A 19466-nucleotide genomic window follows, 5' to 3' on the forward strand; every position below is an offset into this window, starting at 1 on the left:
TAAAAGCAACACTTATAAAAATATAAAACTACTTTTTGTTAAAATAGTTTAAAAATGCAACACTCTAATCAAAAAAAAACAAACTTAAAGTCATTCTTTAAGTTTGCGCCATAATGTTGCCCGGTTAATACCCAATCGTTCGGCAGTTTTCGTTTGATTATAATTTTCCTCTTTAAGAACTCGCTGAATGATATACTTTTCCATTTCTTTTAGCGTCGCTTTTTGTGAAACGAAGATATCAGTCGAAATGTTATTATCTTCTATTATTTTCTGAATGGTTTCCTTTCGTATCACATACTCTTTTTCATTTAAAGCAATTTGCTTAATTAACTGTTTTAAATCGTCAATGTTGTTAGGATACGAATACTCTTCCAGAAGAGCAAGAGCATCACTTTTTATATTCATTGCGGTTGTTCCATACGTTTGATGATAATAGGATAAAAAGAATTTCGATAAGTTTCCTATATCGCTCTTTCGTTGCGATAAATCCTGCATATGAATCGTGTTTATTGCAAAATGTCCAGCAATGGCTTCGTTGATTTGAACATTTGATACAATGAATATCGATAGACTTTTTCTGCAGCAAATGCTTAGAAATTCTCTTAATGGTTCATAATCATCTAGACAATCGATATTTTTCAGAGTTATGGTGCGGATATGCTCAAGAGGGAGCTTGTTAAGATCAGCTTCCTTGAATTCTTTGAAATCAATTATAAGAAGCTTTCCATTTTTAGTTTGTTCATTATGTATATAATTTACAAGAAACTCCTTACCCGTCCCTCGATTTCCTTTTAAGTGAATGATTTCATGGTTCTTATATAGCGATGTTACATTATTTATGAGAACTGTATCTATGGCAATCGGTTCTGAGATGGAAGCTTCCTTAATCTGCACCCCTTTTTGTTCGAATCGTTTCATCGAACTGGCATCTAATACATAAACACCATATGAAGAGTACAAACCATCATGCCAAAAGCCGTCTACCTCTATACTGCTGCCATCCTGTGAAAAACTGGTATGAAGCTGCTTACTTACGTTCACTTCTCCATTCATGGTTCTATATTGATCATCGGTCAATGGATTGAAGTCAAAATCCGTTAAATGCTCATAGACGATTTGGTTATCACTATTTAAAATGATGATATTGTGGACTTCTTTGACTAAAAGCCTTTCAAACATCCTATTGATGTCGCTTTTGTAATGAAGATAGGCAATCATTTCCCTAGCATCATTGATAGCCCTTATGATTGATTCCTTTCCCGATTGAATGAGGAATCCTTTCATGCCATAAGAGATGGTTGTATTTATTGTAATCACATCACCAACAATCTGTTTATAACCCTCGTTTTTCAAAGTCAAAATGAGAGGAGCTACTTCTTTTGATTCACGGACCGTATAAACCTGTAAAGGAAGGTCCAATAAGTCAATAATCGATTGGGCGCCTGATGTTATATTTGAAAATCCTACGATGGCCGTTTTATCTTTAAGCTCACTGGCCAATGTCAGGGAACGGATCATATCATAACCGGAAAGGTGCATGTCGATCACTGGAATATTGATCGATTTCTTAATTAACTTGGCCGTCCCTCCCCTGCTGATTATGGCATCCGCTCCGTTTTCCGCTTCCAATTTTGCAAGTTCAACACCATTTTCCAAGTCGCCTATGGAATACCCTATTTCTATGTCTGGATAAAGAGGCACACACGCTTTTATAATTGGAATCATTGATTCATACGGTGCAATGATATGTACTTTCATACACATAACCTACTTTCTTTTATATCCGAACCCTATTCACCAATTGGTCATATACCCTTTGTATGGCAGGGATTTAAAGAGCCCTTACTGAGAATTCATTATACCATTATTCGCTTTTCACTTCCTAAAAGGAACTGCTTCGCTATCGAGTTAATACTGCTTCCTCAAACGAATAACAAAAATGTTTCATTCCATGATAAACTATGTCATATAAAAATGCACGAAATGTGCAGCTGCATTTTGTACTGCGGTTTTCCTTTTTCAAAAGAAAAGAAAGCCCTTTCATAAACATACATACTAGGAGGGATCATGATGAACACTCGAAGGAATATTTATTTTTTCCATGCACCTAATGCAGAGATGCTTAGCAAGGTTGAATACCTGTCAGACTTGGCGAAGCAACATTCGTATGAAGTCATCCAGGATTTCACAAAAGCAAACATCATCGTAAGCATCGGTGATGACGGCACATTCCTGCAGGCAGCCCGTAAAACCGGGTTCAGGGATGACTGTTTATATGCGGGCATTTCCACCACAGGTAATTTGAATATGTATTGCGATTTCCACTTGGAAGATACGGATAAAATGATCGATGCCATGACTAGAGAGCAAATTGAGGTGCGTAAATATCCAACCATCGATATCCAATTGGATGATCAGCCCTCCTTTTATGCCCTTAATGAACTCAGTATCCGGTCTTCCATCACCAAAACGTTCATCATGGATATTTTCATTGATCGACTCCATTTTGAAACTTTTCGCGGGGACGGAATCATTATTGCGACTCCGACAGGAAGCACCGCCTATAATAAATCGGTCAATGGGGCCGTTGTCGATCCCCTTCTCCCTTGCTTTCAAGTGAGCGAGCTTGCTTCCATCAATAATAATACCTATCGGACCTTAGGTTCCTCATTCATTCTAAGCGGTGATAGGACGTTGACCATCCACCTTGAACAAAACGGACCAAGCTATCCGATCATCGGAATGGACAATGAAGCCTTAAGCATCAATCATGTCGAACAGGTAAAGGTCCGGTTAAGCGGTAAAGTCATCAAGACCGTTAAGCTAAAAGACAATTCCTTTTGGGAAAAGGTTAAAAGGACCTTCCTTTGAACGAACTAAAAAGGTACCGGAGATGATAGCCGGTACCTTTATATATGATAAAAATCTTTCGTATTTTGATAAAGGGTTTCATAAACATTTTCAATCGGCAACCCTTTAATCGAAGCAATTTGACGCACACTGTCATGCATCATGCCGGGATGGGTCCATTTCCCTTCGAAAACCCCTTCAAACGGCCATGGGCCATCCGTTTCAATCATCATCAGATTAAGTGGGTATGCCGAAACTAGATCCTGTATTTCCCTCTCATAACAAACATCAGGTGTAATCGAAATGCGGTAGCCCTTTTCGGCCATTCTTTCGACTGTCCGGATATCGCCTTTAAACCAATGAAAGTGCGCCTTTGTGATTTGATGCTTATCCAAAAGGTCGCAAACGATAGGTGCATCTTCGTGGACGGCATGAAGGATAACCGGCTTTTCCACCTCTTTAGCAAAAGCCAGGAACTTCTCCAGTATCACTATATACGCTGAGTTATCAATATCAGGATTTTCCTGCCTTAAGTAATAGGGCAGTCCAACCTCACCTATGGCAACCATATCTTGACGATGTTCCCGCATCCAGTTCAATAATTCGTTCACTTCTTCATCACTCGGGAGGGGCTGCTCTGGATGAAAGCCAAAGGCAGGCTTAATTCGGGAATCTTTCAGTGAAAGCTGATAATTGTTAATCGAAGAAGCCAAATTCATGGAAACAGTCAGCAAGGATTGCAAATGAACCTTTTCCATGTCAGTCAAAATCTGCTTCCGCTTAACAACATCATATTTATCCAAATGGATATGGCTGTCAATGATTCTCAAAATTTAATAGCCTCCTTACTTAAGTAGAAAGAGTTGGCATTAATGCTGCATATAACTCTCTTTTCAAATGAAAAAATTCATCACTAAGAAGCTGTTCTTCACTTCTTGGCCTTGGAAATGGAACATTCACTTCTTTGATGACAGCAGCCGGTTTTGCTGATAACACATAAATTCTATCGGATAGGAAAACCGCTTCATCTATGCTATGCGTAACAAAAAGCACCGACCTCCGATTTTCTTCCCAAACCGACAACAGCCATTTTTGCATTTTCAATCTTGTCAGTTCATCCAAGGCAGAAAAGGGTTCGTCCAGGCACATCAAGTCCTGTGGACTTAAGATACTCCGGATGAATGCGGCCCTTTGCTTCATGCCTCCTGATAATTCATGCGGATATGCTTTCTCATACTCTTCTAATCCAGCTTTCATCAAAAGGGCTTTTGCCTTTTCTTTATCTTTGATCCCAGCAAGTTCACTTCCAAGCAAAACATTTTCCAATACCGTTCTCCAAGGTAAAAGGGAAGGCTGCTGCGGCATATAGCTGATATGGCCCTTTAAACCATTTATCTTTTTACCATCCAGTGAAATGATGCCATGATCCGGCTTCAAAATACCGCCGATCAAGTGGAACAATGTACTTTTACCACTGCCCGATGGCCCAAGGATCGTGACAAATTCCCCATCACCCACATGAAAATTCATATTCTCCAATATATTCTGTTTACCATCGAAAGAATAGGAGACATCTTTAATTTCCAGCTTCATCCTTGCCGCCCTCCTTTCTCTTCCAAGAAACTAAGTATTTCTCCAGGAAGGTGATGATTCCAAAAAAGATCAGGCTCATTCCCATGATGATGAAAATGGCAACAAACACCCGGTCTGTCCTGAACGCAGAAGACGCGAGCGTCATATAAACACCAATCCCCGATTTTGCCCCGAGCCACTCTGAAATAACCGCACCCATTACACTATAGGTGGCCGAAATTTTCAGGCCGGAGAAAATGAACGGGATTGAGTGGGGAAATTCCAGCTTCCAAAATAACTGGTTCTTTCCCGCTCCCATCATCTTGAAATAATGCTTAAGTTCGTATGGTGTCTGGCGAAAACCGTCCAATGATGCAACCGCAACCGGAAAAAAACATACAAGCGAAATCACGATTAACTTAGGCAGCATGCCAAAGCCAAACCAGATCACCAAAAGCGGGGCCAAAACTATGATAGGTATATTTTGTGATAGTATGAGCAGAGGATAAACCGCGTCCTTCACACCTGGAAATAGGTGTAAGGTTGCAGCAACCAATAAGCCGATGCAGCTTCCAATAAAAAAGCCCGACAACGCAAGCTCATTTGTGGATATAAGGTGTCCGTAAAGATTGCGCGACGACTCAATTCCTTCAATGAAAATGGCCGATGGAGCGGGAAGCAGCCATTCTTCAACCTTCAATAAGATTGTCACTGACTCCCAAACTATCAGCAACAATAATAAAAGAAAGAAGGGAGCCCCCTTCTTCCAAATTCCCCTTCCGATCATGCCCGATATTTCTCCGTTAACGTATCCATCGTAATCCCGCTTGGCTGATATAATATTTTCACTTGCGAAATGACATTCGGCGATCCTATTTCAATCATTCTTACATTCATTTTTTCTATCACGGCAAAAAGTTCGGAAAGCTCGCCCTCCATTGTCGTTTCAAGCGGGTGAACCTCATACTTGACACCTGATTCTTCAATGATCTTGATTGCTTCATCGACCATAGGGATGACATTTTTCCCTTTAGGGATAATTTGTATACTAATTAATGAATTGGCCATTGTATTTCCTCCTATTTTGGTAAAAATTCATTGGTAAATGCCTTTTCAGGATCGAAATCACCTTCAAGAAGCTTGTTTTCAGTCATCCAATCACTGTAATTCTTCCAGATTTCCAGTTTTTGTTCACCCCAACGCGGAGCATCATCCTGATACTTGGCTGCAAGCCACTCCTGGCTTTTCTTAACTAGTTTTGCATCAAGATCCGGCGCAGACTTAATTAACATGTCTGCTGCATCAGCAGGATTCTTAATCGCAAACTGGTACCCTTTCGATGCTGCATGAACGAATGCTTTAACAGTTTCGGGATCTTCTTTTATCATCTTTTCATTTGTAGTCAAAACAGGCGTATAGTAATCAAGCTTATCTGAGTATTCGGTTAAGTAAACCATATTAAGCTTTTCATTTCGCAACTCAGCCTCAATGCCTGTCCATCCATAATAAATCCAGGCAAAATCTATATCCCTTTTAACCGAAGTGAAAAAATCCATGTCTCCTGTATTGACTATATCCACTTCATTTACATCCGCATTTTCTTTTTTCATTAGTGAATCAATAATGGCCTTTTCAACCGGAGACCCCCAGCCACCATACGTTTTCCCTTCAAAATCCTTGGGAGTTTTAATGTTCTTTGCCTCAGGGGAAGCGAATCCAGAGGTATTATGCTGGATGACGGCAGCAACCGAAACAATCGGCACGCCCTGCACGCGGGCCTGCGTTATGCCCTCCTGGTAGCTCACGCCAAATTCAGATTTTCCTGAAGCGACAAGCTTATCCGCTCCAGCTTCACCTGGCATGATAATTTCCACATCAAGACCTTGGTCTTTAAAATAACCTTTTTCCTTGGCTACATACAATCCTGTATGGTTTGTATTCGGTGTCCAATCGAGCACGACCGATACCTTTTTTAATTCTTCATTTTTAGATGCTTCTTCTTTTTCATTAGTTCCGCCTGCACCGCATCCAGCCAAAAGGAACAACGAAGTTAACAGTGGTAAGAATTTATTCAAGTCATTATCCTCCTACACATCTTATAAGATCCATATGCCGGAACCATAATGGGGCTCCAGGTTCTATTCAAATACTGGATAAAAAAGCAAAAAACGCCCGAAGATGAATTCGGACGTTAACATACAAAACAGAAAATCAGTAATAATATGTTCCCTCCGCTGGCATCATCCAGATCAGGTTCAAAGAGTCAGCATCTAAAGGATGCAATCTCAGCCAGCAGTACTGGCCCCCCTACATTTCTCGCACATATGAACTTTTCTCTCTCATTATATCAATTCATAGGGAAAAAGGAATACTAATTTGCTTCTTCTCACTAATTGGAAAGGTATTCCTGGCACTTTAGGATTTCTTGCAAAACATCTTTTGGAACGAAAATCATTGAAAGCAAAATAATTCTGCCTCTTTCCTTTCTAATCATTCTTGGCTGCAACGGTGGCGGACACTTATCAAATAGTCATTTCTTTGCAAGCATTCATATAATGAGCATTACCTGTAGACATTTTTGTTTACCGGTTTTATTAAACCCTTAATTTCATAAGCAAAAGGTGGATATGATCATGATAAAGATTAATCACAAATGGTTAGATGTCAGTCAAATCCAACCAGGTACAGCATCTGCCAAATCACTTGAAACTCTTCAATGCTTGGCGGAAGATTCTAACGTTTTTGAATACCGGAACTTTGGGGATTTTAATTTCGAGATACAGCTGAGGAACCGAGTCATAGAGGCAGCTATTGCGTTGGATAAAAGTGGTCCGGAATTTTCCACACTTGAGGAATCTCAATCCAATCAAAAATATTGGCACCTTTCAAAGGATGGCACCTTTACCCTTCAGCCAGGGATTCTCCCTCATGCTGCGCTTGTTGACATTTTCATGAATGGAAGGCTTTATGCCTTCGAATGCGGGACAGCAATAGTCGTCACTTTTTTAAAGGCGATTTTGGATTTAATCGGCCCCAGGAATTTCGACTATCTTTTTTCAGACCTATTTTTATATGACTTTCGCCCTCCAAGGAATATGGCTCTTATCATTCACCAAGGACGGGATTATTTACCAGGGGATTGCGTTTACTTCATAAACCCTGATCATGACGAGACAACTCCTGAATGGCAAGGTGAAAATGCCATATTATTAGGGAGAAACCTCTTTTATGGCCACGGGATCGGGATTACCACTGCACAGGGAATCATCAATGAATTAAATAGCAATAGAAAGCCGTACGCCACCATATCAGCATTCTTGACAACACATATCATTTTCCTGGATAGTTCCTTCTATAGACAATTTCAACTAAATATCCCCCGAGCAAAGCCCGATCACTGTCCTGTCAGCCTTTCCAATTGTATTGTTTCTGAAATAGGTTCGAAGATATACCTTTCATGACCTTTTTGTTTTATATGCATAAAAAAATGCTTGGGGAGAGATCTCCCAAGCATTTTTTCTTTTCACGCACCAATATTCCCTTTGCCTTTGAACCTGCGGGCACTTGCCTGACCCCATTTCGTTATGGATAGTGTATAAACAGCCAAGGCTGACCATATGAACAAAAAGGCTAAAAGATGTGCTTTCGTGAAACTTTCATGATAGACGAATACCCCGATCAATAAAGATAAGGTCGGAGCGATATACTGAAAAATGCCAAGCATCGATAACGGGATCTTCTCCGCCCCTTTTGCAAAATATAAAAGAGGCAATGCCGTGGCAATCCCGCCGCCCACCAACAGCAAGCTTGTGCTTCCATCTGTAAAGAACTGCATTTCTGATCGGTTCATTAAGTAGATCAGGTAACCAAGGGCCAGAGGCGTTACCATCATCGTTTCGAGCGTCAGCCCGATCGCCGATTCGGCCTTGATCATTTTTTTTGCCAGACCGTATAATCCAAAGGTCATGGCCAAAACAAGAGAGATCCACGGGATCGTGCCGAAATGAATGCCAAGGATCAAGACTCCGATTCCTGCAAGCAGGAATGAAATGATTTGGGCCCCGCTCAATTTTTCTTTTAGGACTATCACGCCCAATAGTACACTGACTAGCGGATTGATATAATATCCAAGGCTCGTGTCGAGGATCCGTCCTGAGTTAACGGCCCAGATGAACACTCCCCAATTAGCTGTAACAAGCAGTGACGCCGTTAGTAATGCCGTAAAGAGTTTCGGATTTCCCATTATGTTTTTGACATAATCAAGAAACGCTTGCCATTTTTTCATGAACATCAATAAAACCAGCATGAACACGAAAGACCATAATACCCTCTGAGCTAAAATTTCTATTGCACCGACTCCCTGAAGGAACTTCCAGTAAATCGGCACAACTCCCCACATCATGTAAGAAAGGGCTGCATAAATCGCCCCTTCTTTTTGTTCATCCACTTTCATAACAAGCCTTCTTTCCATTTACATCCTTTATCTAACTCCAACTAACAATTTTGTATTTCCATTTCTTTTTTTGCAACTGTTAATTTTTATCATACATGATTTTGTCATCGATGACCGTCATGACCGCCTCGGCTTTCAGGAGATCATCCGGTGCAACAGCAAAGACATCCAGATTAAACACGGTAAAATCAGCATCGTACCCTTTATTGATCATACCACGGCGTTTTTCCTGGCCGATTGCTGCAGCACTCCCTTTGGTATACAGTGCGAAAGCCTCGTATACGGAAAGCCTTTCAGACAAACCATACACGGTACGGTCCTCACTGTTGATTTTCATCCTTGTGACAGCTGCATGAATGCCCAAAATCGGATTTAATGGTTCAATGGGTGCATCCGACCCTCCCGCACAAATGATGCCCAAATTCAAATAGGTTTTCCAGGCATAGGAGGATTCCAATAGATCGGCTGGTACCTTTTCTTCCACCCACGGAAAATCGGACGGGACGAAACCCGGTTGGATATCAAAAATTACCGGCAGCTTTGCCGCCCGCTGCAAAAGCTCCGGCCGCACAATCTGCGCATGGATGAGCCGGTCCCTCTGTCCCTTTTCCGGGGGGAGGGCTTCAATAGCATTCAAGACGTATTCAAAAGCAAGATCGCCAATCGCATGGACAGCAATCGGCATTCCGGCAGCCCTTGCTTTTTTCACCCATTCCTGAAGCTCGTTTTCAGTGAATATCGCGACTCCATTCGTATTCTTTTGATCTACATAAGGTTCGCTCAACAGGGCTGTGCGTCCGCCTAAGGAGCCGTCGGTAAAGATCTTCATGCTGTCGAATTTGATATATCGCGTACCTTTCTGATAGCCGCCGCCTGCTGCCAGCATTTCTTCAAACGCTTCGTGATGGACGAGCAAGTTGGCGCGAAAGGCCATTTCCCGGTCCTCGATTACCGATTTAAACGCCTGATATGTCGGCATGAAGCCATTGTAGTAATGGAGGTCCTCAGTATGTCCGCCAGTCAAACCTAGCTTATATGCGTCTTCTATGGCCTCTGTGAGCGCGTTTTCGATATACTCTTGATCAATGCCGGGAAGACTGTCTAAAATAAGGTTCTGCGCCTGACTTTCTTTAAATAAACCATTTAAACGTCCGTCAGGATAACGGCAGATCACCCCGCCTGAAGAAGGTTCTTTAATATCTTCTTTAATATCCGCTTCCAAAAGGGCACGGGAGTTGACGACCAGGGCATGCCGGCAGATCCTTTTCAATACAATGGGATGATCTGCCGAAATCGCGTCAAGTTCATCCCGTAATATCAATTCAGGTCTCGGCCATTCATTTTCATTCCACCCTTCGGCAACGATCCACTTTCCAACCGGGGTCTTTGAGCACTTTTCCTTCAAGGATTTCATGATGGACTCCCTGCTATCCATCAAAGAGAGGTCTAAACGAAGCAGCCTTTCTCCATGCCCGACCAAATGGAGGTGACTATCCACTAACCCCGGCAGCATCGTTTGTCCTTTTAAGTCGATTTCCCTGGAAATATTGCCGGCATATTCATTTTTCAAATGGTCCAGGCTGCCGGTATCAACAATTACCCCCTTTTCAGTGAAGACTGCCTCCACTTGATCATTTTCTTTAACCATCGTATAAATCGACCCATTGAACCATAACGTTCCCATTCCGGCTTTACACTCCTTATTAAATGATTGTTACTGTGCAGATATGCAGTAAGTGTACCATCTCATATCATGAATTCCCATATTTATGCTTTTTAATCAATCCCCTATGTAATAAAAAAAACGCCAGCCATGGGGGCTGACGGTTTTCGATCAATTGTTAAGAAGTGCTTCTTCCCTTTTCCGTAAATCCACCCGTTTGATTTTACCTGATGTCGTTTTGGGCAGCTCTTCTAAAAATTCGATTTTCCTTGGATATTTATATGGAGCAGTCAATTCTTTCACGTGCGATTGAAGCGTCTTGATCAAGTCCTGGCTGTTCGGATCGATATCATCCATCAAGACGACATACGCCTTGACCACATTTCCCCTTATTTCATCAGGACTTGCTATAACGGCACACTCTTTAACATATGGATGCTTAACGAGTGCATCTTCCACTTCAAACGGTCCGATCGTATATCCCGAGCTGATGATGATATCATCAGAACGACCCTCAAACCAGAAATAACCATCCTCATCCTTTTTCGCTTGATCACCAGTGATATAATAGTCCCCGCGGAATTGCTGTGATGTCCGCTCCGGATCTTTAAAATATTCTTTAAAGAGAGCAGGTGTATCGACATGTACGGCAATATCACCCACTACGCCAGGAGAACAGGGCTTACCGGAATCATCAACGATTTCCACATGGTTGCCCGGAGTCGGTTTGCCCATGGAGCCCAATTTAATTCCCATGCCTTTCGTTACACCTACCAACAGGGTATTTTCAGTCTGTCCATAACCATCACGCACTTCAATCTGGAAATGGTTTTTAAAGACCTCGAACACTTTTTGATTTAAAGGCTCTCCCGCTGATACAGCACTATGAAGATGGGATAGATCATAGTCATCAAGGTTATCCACCTTTGCAATCAATCGATACTCGGTTGGTGTGCAGCATAATGCATTCACTTTGTAGTCCTGAAGCAGCTGAAGATATTTTTTCGCCTCGAACTTACCATGATAGGCAAGGCCTGTCGCTCCCGTTCCCAGAACCGCCAGGAAAGGACTCCAGATCCACTTTTGCCACCCTGGGCCTGCTGTTGCCCAAACGACATCCGTTTCGCTGATGCCGAGCCAGTTTGCAGCAGACGTTTTCAAATGGGCATAAGCCCATCCATGTGTATGGACGACCCCTTTTGGATTTCCTGTCGTTCCGGAAGTATACGATAAGAACGCCATATCCCCACTCTTCGTGTCGGCCATTGTCAGCTGATCGGACTCCTCAGCTGCAAGCTCATTCAAATCCAGCCAATTTTCAATTCGTTTTCCGATTGAAAATTTAAGGAGGCTTTCCGCTCCTTCTATTTCATTCACTTCATGAGTATATTCATGATAACTGATGATTCCTTTGACATCACCATGGTTGACTCGATACTGCAAGTCCTTCGCACGAAGCATTTCCGAACAAGGTATGACAATCATGCCAATTTTTAATGCGGCTAAATACACTTGATATGCTTCCACCAAACGAGGAATTATGATAAGGACCGTATCACCTTTACCCAGTCCTTTATTCTTTAAGGCATTTCCAATTTTATTTGCACTCTTTAATAAATTCTCATATGTAAGTTGTTTTTTATCTCCGGTTTCGTTCTCCCAGAGTACGGCAACTTTTTCTGAATCTTTTGCATAACGTTCCATTTCACTCACTAAGTTGTAATGTTCCGGAGCCAATAAGTCTTCACGCTTCATATTCTTCCCCTCCAATTATGAACTCTTAGTACCTACTCATTATACAAGATACTTCTCTAATATTTCTATTTATTTTTACAAATAAATAAAGAGAGCGGGTGTTGAACCCGCTCTCTGCAGACGTAGACAAACTCGAAGAAAAGCGAATTTGCCTGCAGTTTTTTATTGATAAACGTCAGTTGATTTTAGAAATCCGATCCCTTTCCGCCGATTGTCTGCGTTATTCGGCAGGAGTGTCACAAATTTCTTCAATCCAATTAGAATTACAGTAAAAAATAATGCAGTGAAACGAAGTCGACAAACGTAAAGAGAGCGGGTGTTAAAACCCGCTCTCTGTAGCCATATTTATTAAATTATCTGTTGAAACCTCCGCCTAATTGTTGTTCAGCCATTTGAACAAGGCGTTTTGTGATTTCTCCACCAACTGAACCGTTAGCGCGAGATGTTGTGTCGGCACCAAGTTGTACGCCGAATTCTGTAGCGATTTCATATTTCATTTGTTGTAGAGCTTGTTCCACTCCAGGTACCAATAATTCGTTTGAGCTGTTGTTGTTTGCCATGTGTTTTTCACCTCCTTGTGATTATAGAGTGTGTTAAAACACATGGCTTCATTCGCACAATTTTATTGGTAATTACAGGATATTAAAATAAATCTTCCATCGTTTCTTCCTTATCGAAAGTCTGACCAGGTTTAACCGTCAATATTTCTGTTTCGGAGACCGCTTTTTCGATCAAGGATTCAAAGTCGACGAAGCTTTCATAGTAATTGACCTTTTCACGTTTCGGTTTCGTTTTTGGGCTTGCCGGCGTAAAGACCGTACAGCAATCTTCGTACGGCAGATTGGATATTTCAAATGTATCAAGCTCTCTTGCAATTTTGATGATTTCCGTTTTATCCATGGTAATCAGCGGGCGCAGGATCGGTGTATTCGTCACCTCATTGATGGCAAACATGCTGCTCATCGTCTGGCTCGCAACCTGTCCAAGGCTTTCACCGGTAATCAGTGCCATGGCTTCTTCCTTTTCACGGATTCGATCGGCGACCCGCATCATTAAACGACGGGTAGTAGTCATTGAGTAGTTTTCCGGGATTTGTTTTTGAATCAATAATTGGATTTCCGTAAATGGAACGATATGCACTTTCATGCTTCCATTTATTTCGGCAAGCTTGCCCGCCAAATCAATGACCTTTTGACGTGAACGTTCGCTCGTGAACGGTGGGCTGTAGAAATGGATCGCTTCCACATCCAATCCCCGTTTCATCGAAAGGAATCCCGCAACAGGGCTATCAATCCCGCCTGAAAGCATCAGCATCGCCTTTCCGCTTGACCCGAATGGAAGACCGCCAGCCCCCTGGATGATTTCACCTGTCAAATACACGGCTTCGCGTCTCACTTCCACTAGCAGGTTCAAATCAGGGTTCTTTACATCCACTTTTAAATCCTCTGTATTTCGGAGCAAATGCCCGCCGATTGCCCTATTAATTTCATCGGTATTATATGGAAAATCCTTATCGGCGCGTTTTGTCGTGATTTTGAACGTGTTTACCTCTTCAAGAGTATGATTCAGGTAATACAATGCTGCCGTTTTCATCACTTCCAGATCACGCTCTATTTTTATCGCAGGGCTTAATGACTGAATTCCAAAAATGCCTTTCAATCGGTCAATGACAGGCTTATGGTCCGCACCGTTCAGGAGAACGTACATCCGCTCCCGGTTGGCTGTAAGCACTACACCTTCAATATCTTTTAAACTCCAGCGGATATGTGCCTTCATTTTGTCTACAAAGCCTTTACGGTTTCTTTTTTTCGTGGAGATTTCTCCATAACGGATAATTATATGATCAAATTTCATTTTGCAACCCTCATTATTTTTTCTAAATTAGCGACTATTTTCTGTATCGCCGCCAGAACTTGCTTTGCTTCTTCCATTTCATTGCCATAGGTAGTACTGATTCGGATGACGCTTTCGGAACGAGCCGAATTATGGAACATTGCATCCACCGTTTTGCTTATCGTTCTTTTTTTCGAAGAACAGGCACTAGTTGTCGAAACATATATTCCTTCCGATTCAAGTGCATGCAGCAATACCTCGGATTTAAGTCCGGGAACGGAAAAATTCACAATATGGGGTGCCCCTTCTTCAGGAGTGTTAACCAACACCCCGTCCATTTCCTTCAAACCTTTATATAAATAAGTTTTGATTTGCTGCAGCTTATCATGATACAGCAATTGATTGTTCATACTAATACGCAAAGCCTTCGATAGGGCGACGATTCCCGCAACATTTTCGGTGCCGCTCCTGATTTTCGTTTCTTGATTGCCGCCATGGAAAAGCGGATCGACCCGAACGCCTTCACGAACATAAAGAATGCCCGTCCCCTTCAAGCCGTGGACCTTGTGGCCGGAAATTGTACATAAATCCACATTGGCATCACGCAATGATAAAGAAACTTTGCCTGCTCCCTGCACATTATCGACATGAAAGAGCACGTTTGGGTATTGTTTTATCAATTTGCCGATTTCAGCAATCGGCTGTATCGAGCCAACTTCATTATTAACATGCATGACGGAAACCAAAATGGTATCCTCCCTCAATGCATCCTTAAGGTCCGTTACATCAATTTGCCCAAATTCGTTAACGGGAAGATTTGTGATCTCATAACCCATTTTCGTCAATGATTGGCATGCATCTTCTACAGAAGGATGTTCAATCGCTGTCGTGATTATGTGTTTGCCGCGATTTCCCTGAGAGTGTGCGGCCCCTTTAATGGCAAGATTATTTCCTTCCGTCCCCCCGGAAGTGAAATATATTTCCGAACTCTTCACCTTTAATAAATCAGCGATCTGCTTTCTTGCAGCGGAAAGCAGTTTTTCGGATTGCACCCCAAGTCCATGAAGCGAAGAGGGGTTCCCGAAATAGTCCGAAGTAACCTTCATGAATGATTCGATTACTTCGGGATATGGTTTTGTTGTTGCACTATTATCAAAATAAATCATGGGCTCACCTTCCATGTTTTTGTATCTATGATGGTCACTCTACTAAATATAAGTTTCAATGTTGCTGTTGCAACATCTAATATTAACATAATTGAATTTGAAAGAGAATGTAAAACACTGGTCCATGAATGATAGGATACCTGCTTCTTTTTATTCCCGAGAATGATTTAACTTTCCACCTAATCTATAAAAAGAAAAAAACCCGCCATGGCGGGTTTTCAGGAAAGGACTTCTTCTATGTTCGCACCAATTTTTCGTAAACTGCCTGGGTCGACCTTTTCTATGGCAGTGGCAGCCGTTTCCAATGCGGCTTGATATTCATAGCTTCGGAATTTCGCTTCGGCATCCCTTAGGCTCTCGGCTACCATATCGTGACTGCTTCGATAGCGATTTCCGAATTGGATCACCTTTTCGGCCAAATACATATGTTCGATCAATTCATGGGCTTTTTCGTGGACCCTATTCACCTGTTGAACCGCTTTTTCCAAATAAATATAAACAGCGGCCATGTCAAGCGGCTTTTCTTCAAGTTTCCCCTGAACGTCATCCATACTTTCTTTGGCATCAGATAGCACCACTTTATACTCTTCTGGAAGGCCTGGAATATTGCTTTTTGCAATTAAACGTCCAGTATCGACCATTTTACGTTTCAATTCAGCCAGTGAATCCCTGGCATCCATTTCATCTTTCCGTAAAGCCTGTAATTTAATGGTGAAGTCTTTCTGATTTTCCTGTAATTCCTTCAACTGTTCAGCCAGCCCCTGCATCTCTTCGCTGATAAGGGAGCTTGCCATCACATTATCCTCCATTTTCAAGACAAGCAATTGATGGCGTTTCGAAATCTGGGCAATCTGCTTTTCCATTTTCCGTTGTGCATCGAGCTCATTTTCCGTCAGATGATATGTGTGTTGAACATGTATCGTTTCAACTTTAAGTTTATCGTTTTCATATTCAAGGTCACTAATCGTTTTCCTGAGAACTTCATCATTTTTCAAGATATACTGTTTTGAAAGTACTTCTTTTTCCAAAAGGTCATAAAGCACCTCAATGCTTTCGCGCATATCTTTAATGCCTTTATCCACGGCTTCCGTTTCGGCATTTTCCAATTGTGTTTTATATAGTTCCAGTTCTTCCTCAAGCCGGGATATTTCCTGCTCGAATTGGATATGGCTCAACAGATACCCCTGTCCTGACATCTCCTCATAACCATCCTTCAATTCTTGAAGCTGGGAATGCAGCTCGGATTGGCTATCCACCAATAATTTCGGGAGCATTTCCATTTTAACTGACAGAACCGCCAATTTTTCCTTAATGGATAGAACAAGCTCCCTGGCATTCAAATAATTGCCGTTCACAGTCTCTTCGTCATACTTTTGAAGGATCTGCAATACCTCATCCAAGGTATTTTCCAGCTTATCAGCCGCTTTCCCGTAATTATGCCTGTGTGCAAGCAGGGATTTCTTCAATTGACGGTAGGATTCCTTGATATCCTCAATTTCCAATCGGTTTTTTTCCTCACTGCCTACGAGTTCATTCAGTTCGTATAAGATCTTTTTGATCATTTCCTCGATTTCATTCAGCTTGACTGTAATTTTGCGCTGTACTTCTTTTGAACGGCTGAAACGGTATTTATCGACGAATTCTTCGGCATCGAATAAAAGCTCTTCGACTTCGGGCATATGATCTGTAATGATGGCGTCCCATTCAATGCGCCAGTTCTCGAACATTTCCTCTGTTTCACCTGTCATGTTCAATTGTTTGACTTTAGAAAGCTCTTCCAGCACGGGGCGGTGCATGATGCTTATTTTCCAGGATTCCAGTCGATCGATTTCTTTAAAATATCTCTTTTTGAAAAAATAACCCCAAATGATGAAAATCAAAATTAATACAATTACCCCAATTATGTAATCCATGGTAAGCCCCCTGTTCTAGTCCTTACAGTCTTGCTCGTTTATATATCAATTTTAAAAATGTTAAATTTAATGCTTTTATGATACCATGTTAGCAATAATTTTTGACGAGAAAAATGTTTTTTTTGTAGAAATTTGCTACAAATACCTGTTTTTTGGGAGGGAAGGACCATGAAAGCTGACGGTCATGTGCACACTCCGTTTTGCCCTCACGGCTCTACGGATAAATTCGATGAATATATTACGCGGGGAATCGAGCTAGGATTAAAGGAAATCACATTTACGGAACATGCTCCATTGCCACGAAATTTTCAAGATCCTACGCCTGAAAAAGACAGCGGCATGGACGCTGCCCTGCTCCTGGATTACTTTCAAGAGCTCCGCGTACTGAAAGAACGCCATAAAGACAAAATCCTGATCAAAACAGGTCTGGAGGTTGACTTTATAGAGGGTTATGAAAAAGAAACAAAAGAATTCCTCGACGAAATCGGAGAATTCCTTGATGATAGTATACTTTCCGTCCACTTCATCAAGCATCAAAGCAGTTGGCACTGCATCGATTTCAGCGAAAATGGGTTTGGTGAGATTGCCAATGAACTAGGTTCAGTGGAATCGGTGTATGCCAAATATTACGATACTCTGGAAAAATCAATAACAACTGATTTAGGCATTTATAAACCAAAACGGATCGGGCATATTACGCTTGTCCATAAATTCCAGCATCGATATCCGCCTGCATCTAGTTTTGACGAGCAGGTTTACAAAGTGCTCGACATGATCAAAGAACAAAGGTATGAACTAGATTATAATGGAGCCGGGCATGTAAAGCCGCTATGCGGTGAACCTTACCCTCCTGAACGGTTTGCAAAGCGTGCTTTCGATCTCGGCATTCCGCTTATTTACGGATCCGATGCACATCAAGCTAAGGATTTGGGTCAGGGCCATCAGGCACTGATTGAAGGGTTCAATCGGTAACTCATGTATACACTTCAGCTCCGGCCCGCTAACAGTGGCTGTAGGTCTATGAAAAGGGTATCCTGCAAAAAACGTCCGACTTCATTGGCATAAATATTCGTGTAATAGGCTTCCTGCGGGAACACATGAAGCACATCCATCGCATAATGGGTATGCAGGACAGGGGCCGTCAATAAACCCTTCAACTGCAGCATATACATGGGAACCGAGACCTGCTGGAAACTCCTGCTCTTGATCCCCTGTTCCAAAATATATTGAAAATAAGACTTTTCCTTTGTAAAATAAGTCGAATGAATTTCACGATTTAAATTGGAATCGAGTGAAGATTCCCCATATATGAACCGTGCAGCAAGGAAGTTTTCCCTCTGGAAAGCGAGAATATCCTTTACAAGATTCATCAAGCAATGCTGCGGGCCTTTAAGTTCCAGCAATGTCATGTTCGTCTCTAGGACCAGGATATACTCTTCTAAATAGGAAGTGAAACAGAATTCCAGCAACCCCTGCTTATTCTTGAAATAGTAGGCAATATTTGCAGCGTTCACTTTGGCTTTATTCGCAATATCCCGTATGGATGTAGCATGATAGCCTTTTAAATGAAATAAATGCAATGCAGCTTCCACAATGGCTTGTTTCGTTGGCGTCTGGCGATTCATTCAGGCAATCCCTCGCTTTCTTTGAGACAAGTCTTGTGGACTATTTCTTCATGGAAGAGCCTGAATCCTTTAGTAAGTTCTCGACAATTTCCCAACAATAAAGCAACATGATTAGAAAGTGCTGTAAAAATATGCGGAAGACAGGTGAACGCTTTTGTTTAATGTCGAAATGTATCAAGGAAAAAAAGAAAATAACTATGAACTGGTCAAAAAGCAACTTCTTGCCTTAATTGAAGATGAAACGAACCGGATAGCCAATTTAAGCAATGCGGCAGCTTTACTTAATCAGTTTCTTGATGAGATTAACTGGGTCGGCTTCTATTTATACGAAGAAGGCCAATTAATTTTAGGACCCTTCCAGGGTCTTCCAGCCTGCGTCCGCATTCCAATGGGCAGGGGCGTTTGCGGGACTTCAGCGGCGACTGAAAAAACCCTGCGCATAGATGATGTCCACCAATTCCCTGGACATATCGCCTGTGATGCGGCATCAAGATCTGAAATTGTCATACCGCTCATGAAGGATGGCAAGTTGATCGGTGTCCTCGATATCGACAGCCCGGTCACGGGCCGTTTTGACGAAATGGATCAGCAGGGACTGGAGAAGTTCGCTGAAATCCTTACCAGGCATCTATAAAG

General features: G+C 41.9%; 18 protein-coding genes and 1 riboswitch. Of the genes, 4 read left to right on the forward strand and 14 right to left on the reverse strand.

Going from position 1 to position 19466, the window contains the following annotated elements:
- Nucleotides 1-90: 90 nt before the first annotated feature.
- The gene (locus OSJ91_RS20415; protein ID WP_485890318.1) at nt 91-1758 is read right to left on the reverse strand and encodes a PrpR N-terminal domain-containing protein; all 1668 of its coding nucleotides are present in this window, start codon (nt 1756-1758) and stop codon (nt 91-93) included.
- 312 nt (nt 1759-2070) lie between these two features.
- On the opposite strand from OSJ91_RS20415, the gene OSJ91_RS20420 reads away from it, so the two are divergent.
- Nucleotides 2071-2871, forward strand: coding sequence for an NAD kinase (locus OSJ91_RS20420; RefSeq protein WP_137018150.1), 801 nt, complete (start codon nt 2071-2073; stop codon nt 2869-2871).
- Nucleotides 2872-2909: 38 nt separating this feature from the next.
- On the opposite strand, the gene OSJ91_RS20425 is transcribed toward OSJ91_RS20420, so the two are convergent.
- Genes OSJ91_RS20425 through OSJ91_RS20445 form a run of 5 tightly spaced genes read right to left on the reverse strand, consistent with a single transcriptional unit; the run spans nt 2910 to nt 6497 of the window.
- Nucleotides 2910-3680, reverse strand: coding sequence for a TatD family hydrolase (locus OSJ91_RS20425; RefSeq protein WP_485890319.1), 771 nt, complete (start codon nt 3678-3680; stop codon nt 2910-2912).
- Nucleotides 3681-3699: 19 nt separating this feature from the next.
- The gene (locus OSJ91_RS20430; RefSeq protein ID WP_413019269.1) at nt 3700-4443 is read right to left on the reverse strand and encodes an ABC transporter ATP-binding protein; all 744 of its coding nucleotides are present in this window, start codon (nt 4441-4443) and stop codon (nt 3700-3702) included.
- Complete coding sequence (locus OSJ91_RS20435) at nt 4427-5209, reverse strand: ABC transporter permease (RefSeq protein WP_485890320.1); 783 nt, start codon at nt 5207-5209, stop codon at nt 4427-4429. The genes OSJ91_RS20430 and OSJ91_RS20435 overlap by 17 nt, the downstream gene beginning before the upstream one ends.
- A complete protein-coding gene (locus OSJ91_RS20440; protein ID WP_485890321.1) occupies nt 5206-5490 on the reverse strand; it encodes a thiamine-binding protein in 285 nt (94 codons plus the stop codon). The genes OSJ91_RS20435 and OSJ91_RS20440 overlap by 4 nt, the downstream gene beginning before the upstream one ends.
- An 11-nt stretch (nt 5491-5501) precedes the next feature.
- Nucleotides 5502-6497 (reverse strand): ABC transporter substrate-binding protein, encoded by a 996-nt coding sequence (locus OSJ91_RS20445; RefSeq protein ID WP_350299717.1) that lies wholly within the window; start codon nt 6495-6497, stop codon nt 5502-5504.
- A 134-nt stretch (nt 6498-6631) separates the two neighbouring features.
- Nucleotides 6632-6741, reverse strand: a riboswitch (TPP riboswitch).
- Between the two features lie 314 nt (nt 6742-7055).
- Here OSJ91_RS20445 and OSJ91_RS20450 point away from each other — a divergent pair.
- Nucleotides 7056-7883 (forward strand): protein-glutamine gamma-glutamyltransferase, encoded by an 828-nt coding sequence (locus OSJ91_RS20450; RefSeq protein WP_350299718.1) that lies wholly within the window; start codon nt 7056-7058, stop codon nt 7881-7883.
- A gap of 62 nt (nt 7884-7945) precedes the next feature.
- On the opposite strand, the gene rarD is transcribed toward OSJ91_RS20450, so the two are convergent.
- From rarD to ezrA, 7 genes are all read right to left on the reverse strand, one after another.
- The gene (gene rarD / locus OSJ91_RS20455; RefSeq protein ID WP_350299719.1) at nt 7946-8875 is read right to left on the reverse strand and encodes an EamA family transporter RarD; all 930 of its coding nucleotides are present in this window, start codon (nt 8873-8875) and stop codon (nt 7946-7948) included.
- Nucleotides 8876-8954: 79 nt separating this feature from the next.
- Nucleotides 8955-10559: an amidohydrolase gene (locus tag OSJ91_RS20460; protein ID WP_485890322.1), complete on the reverse strand. Its 1605-nt coding sequence runs from the start codon at nt 10557-10559 to the stop codon at nt 8955-8957.
- Nucleotides 10560-10709: 150 nt separating this feature from the next.
- Nucleotides 10710-12293: an acyl-CoA synthetase MbcS gene (mbcS, locus tag OSJ91_RS20465; protein ID WP_485890323.1), complete on the reverse strand. Its 1584-nt coding sequence runs from the start codon at nt 12291-12293 to the stop codon at nt 10710-10712.
- Nucleotides 12294-12646: 353 nt separating this feature from the next.
- A complete protein-coding gene (locus OSJ91_RS20470) occupies nt 12647-12853 on the reverse strand; it encodes an alpha/beta-type small acid-soluble spore protein (protein ID WP_034309203.1) in 207 nt (68 codons plus the stop codon).
- Between the two features lie 82 nt (nt 12854-12935).
- Nucleotides 12936-14147: a tRNA uracil 4-sulfurtransferase ThiI gene (gene thiI, locus OSJ91_RS20475; RefSeq protein WP_350299722.1), complete on the reverse strand. Its 1212-nt coding sequence runs from the start codon at nt 14145-14147 to the stop codon at nt 12936-12938.
- Nucleotides 14144-15292: a cysteine desulfurase family protein gene (locus tag OSJ91_RS20480; RefSeq protein WP_350299723.1), complete on the reverse strand. Its 1149-nt coding sequence runs from the start codon at nt 15290-15292 to the stop codon at nt 14144-14146. Before OSJ91_RS20480 ends, thiI begins: the two co-directional genes overlap by 4 nt.
- A 218-nt stretch (nt 15293-15510) precedes the next feature.
- Complete coding sequence (ezrA, locus tag OSJ91_RS20485; protein WP_350299724.1) at nt 15511-17205, reverse strand: septation ring formation regulator EzrA; 1695 nt, start codon at nt 17203-17205, stop codon at nt 15511-15513.
- Between the two features lie 168 nt (nt 17206-17373).
- On the opposite strand from ezrA, the gene hisJ reads away from it, so the two are divergent.
- A complete protein-coding gene (hisJ, locus tag OSJ91_RS20490) occupies nt 17374-18177 on the forward strand; it encodes a histidinol-phosphatase HisJ (protein WP_350299725.1) in 804 nt (267 codons plus the stop codon).
- A 14-nt stretch (nt 18178-18191) separates the two neighbouring features.
- Here hisJ and refZ read toward each other — a convergent pair whose 3' ends face one another.
- On the reverse strand, nt 18192-18830 hold the full coding sequence (gene refZ / locus OSJ91_RS20495; protein WP_101222952.1) for a forespore capture DNA-binding protein RefZ: 639 nt from the start codon (nt 18828-18830) through the stop codon (nt 18192-18194).
- 154 nt (nt 18831-18984) lie between these two features.
- On the opposite strand from refZ, the gene OSJ91_RS20500 reads away from it, so the two are divergent.
- Nucleotides 18985-19464, forward strand: coding sequence for a GAF domain-containing protein (locus OSJ91_RS20500; protein ID WP_485890324.1), 480 nt, complete (start codon nt 18985-18987; stop codon nt 19462-19464).
- Nucleotides 19465-19466: the final 2 nt, after the last annotated feature.

The sequence above is a fragment of the Bacillus sp. T-10(2022) genome (assembly GCF_056502895.1).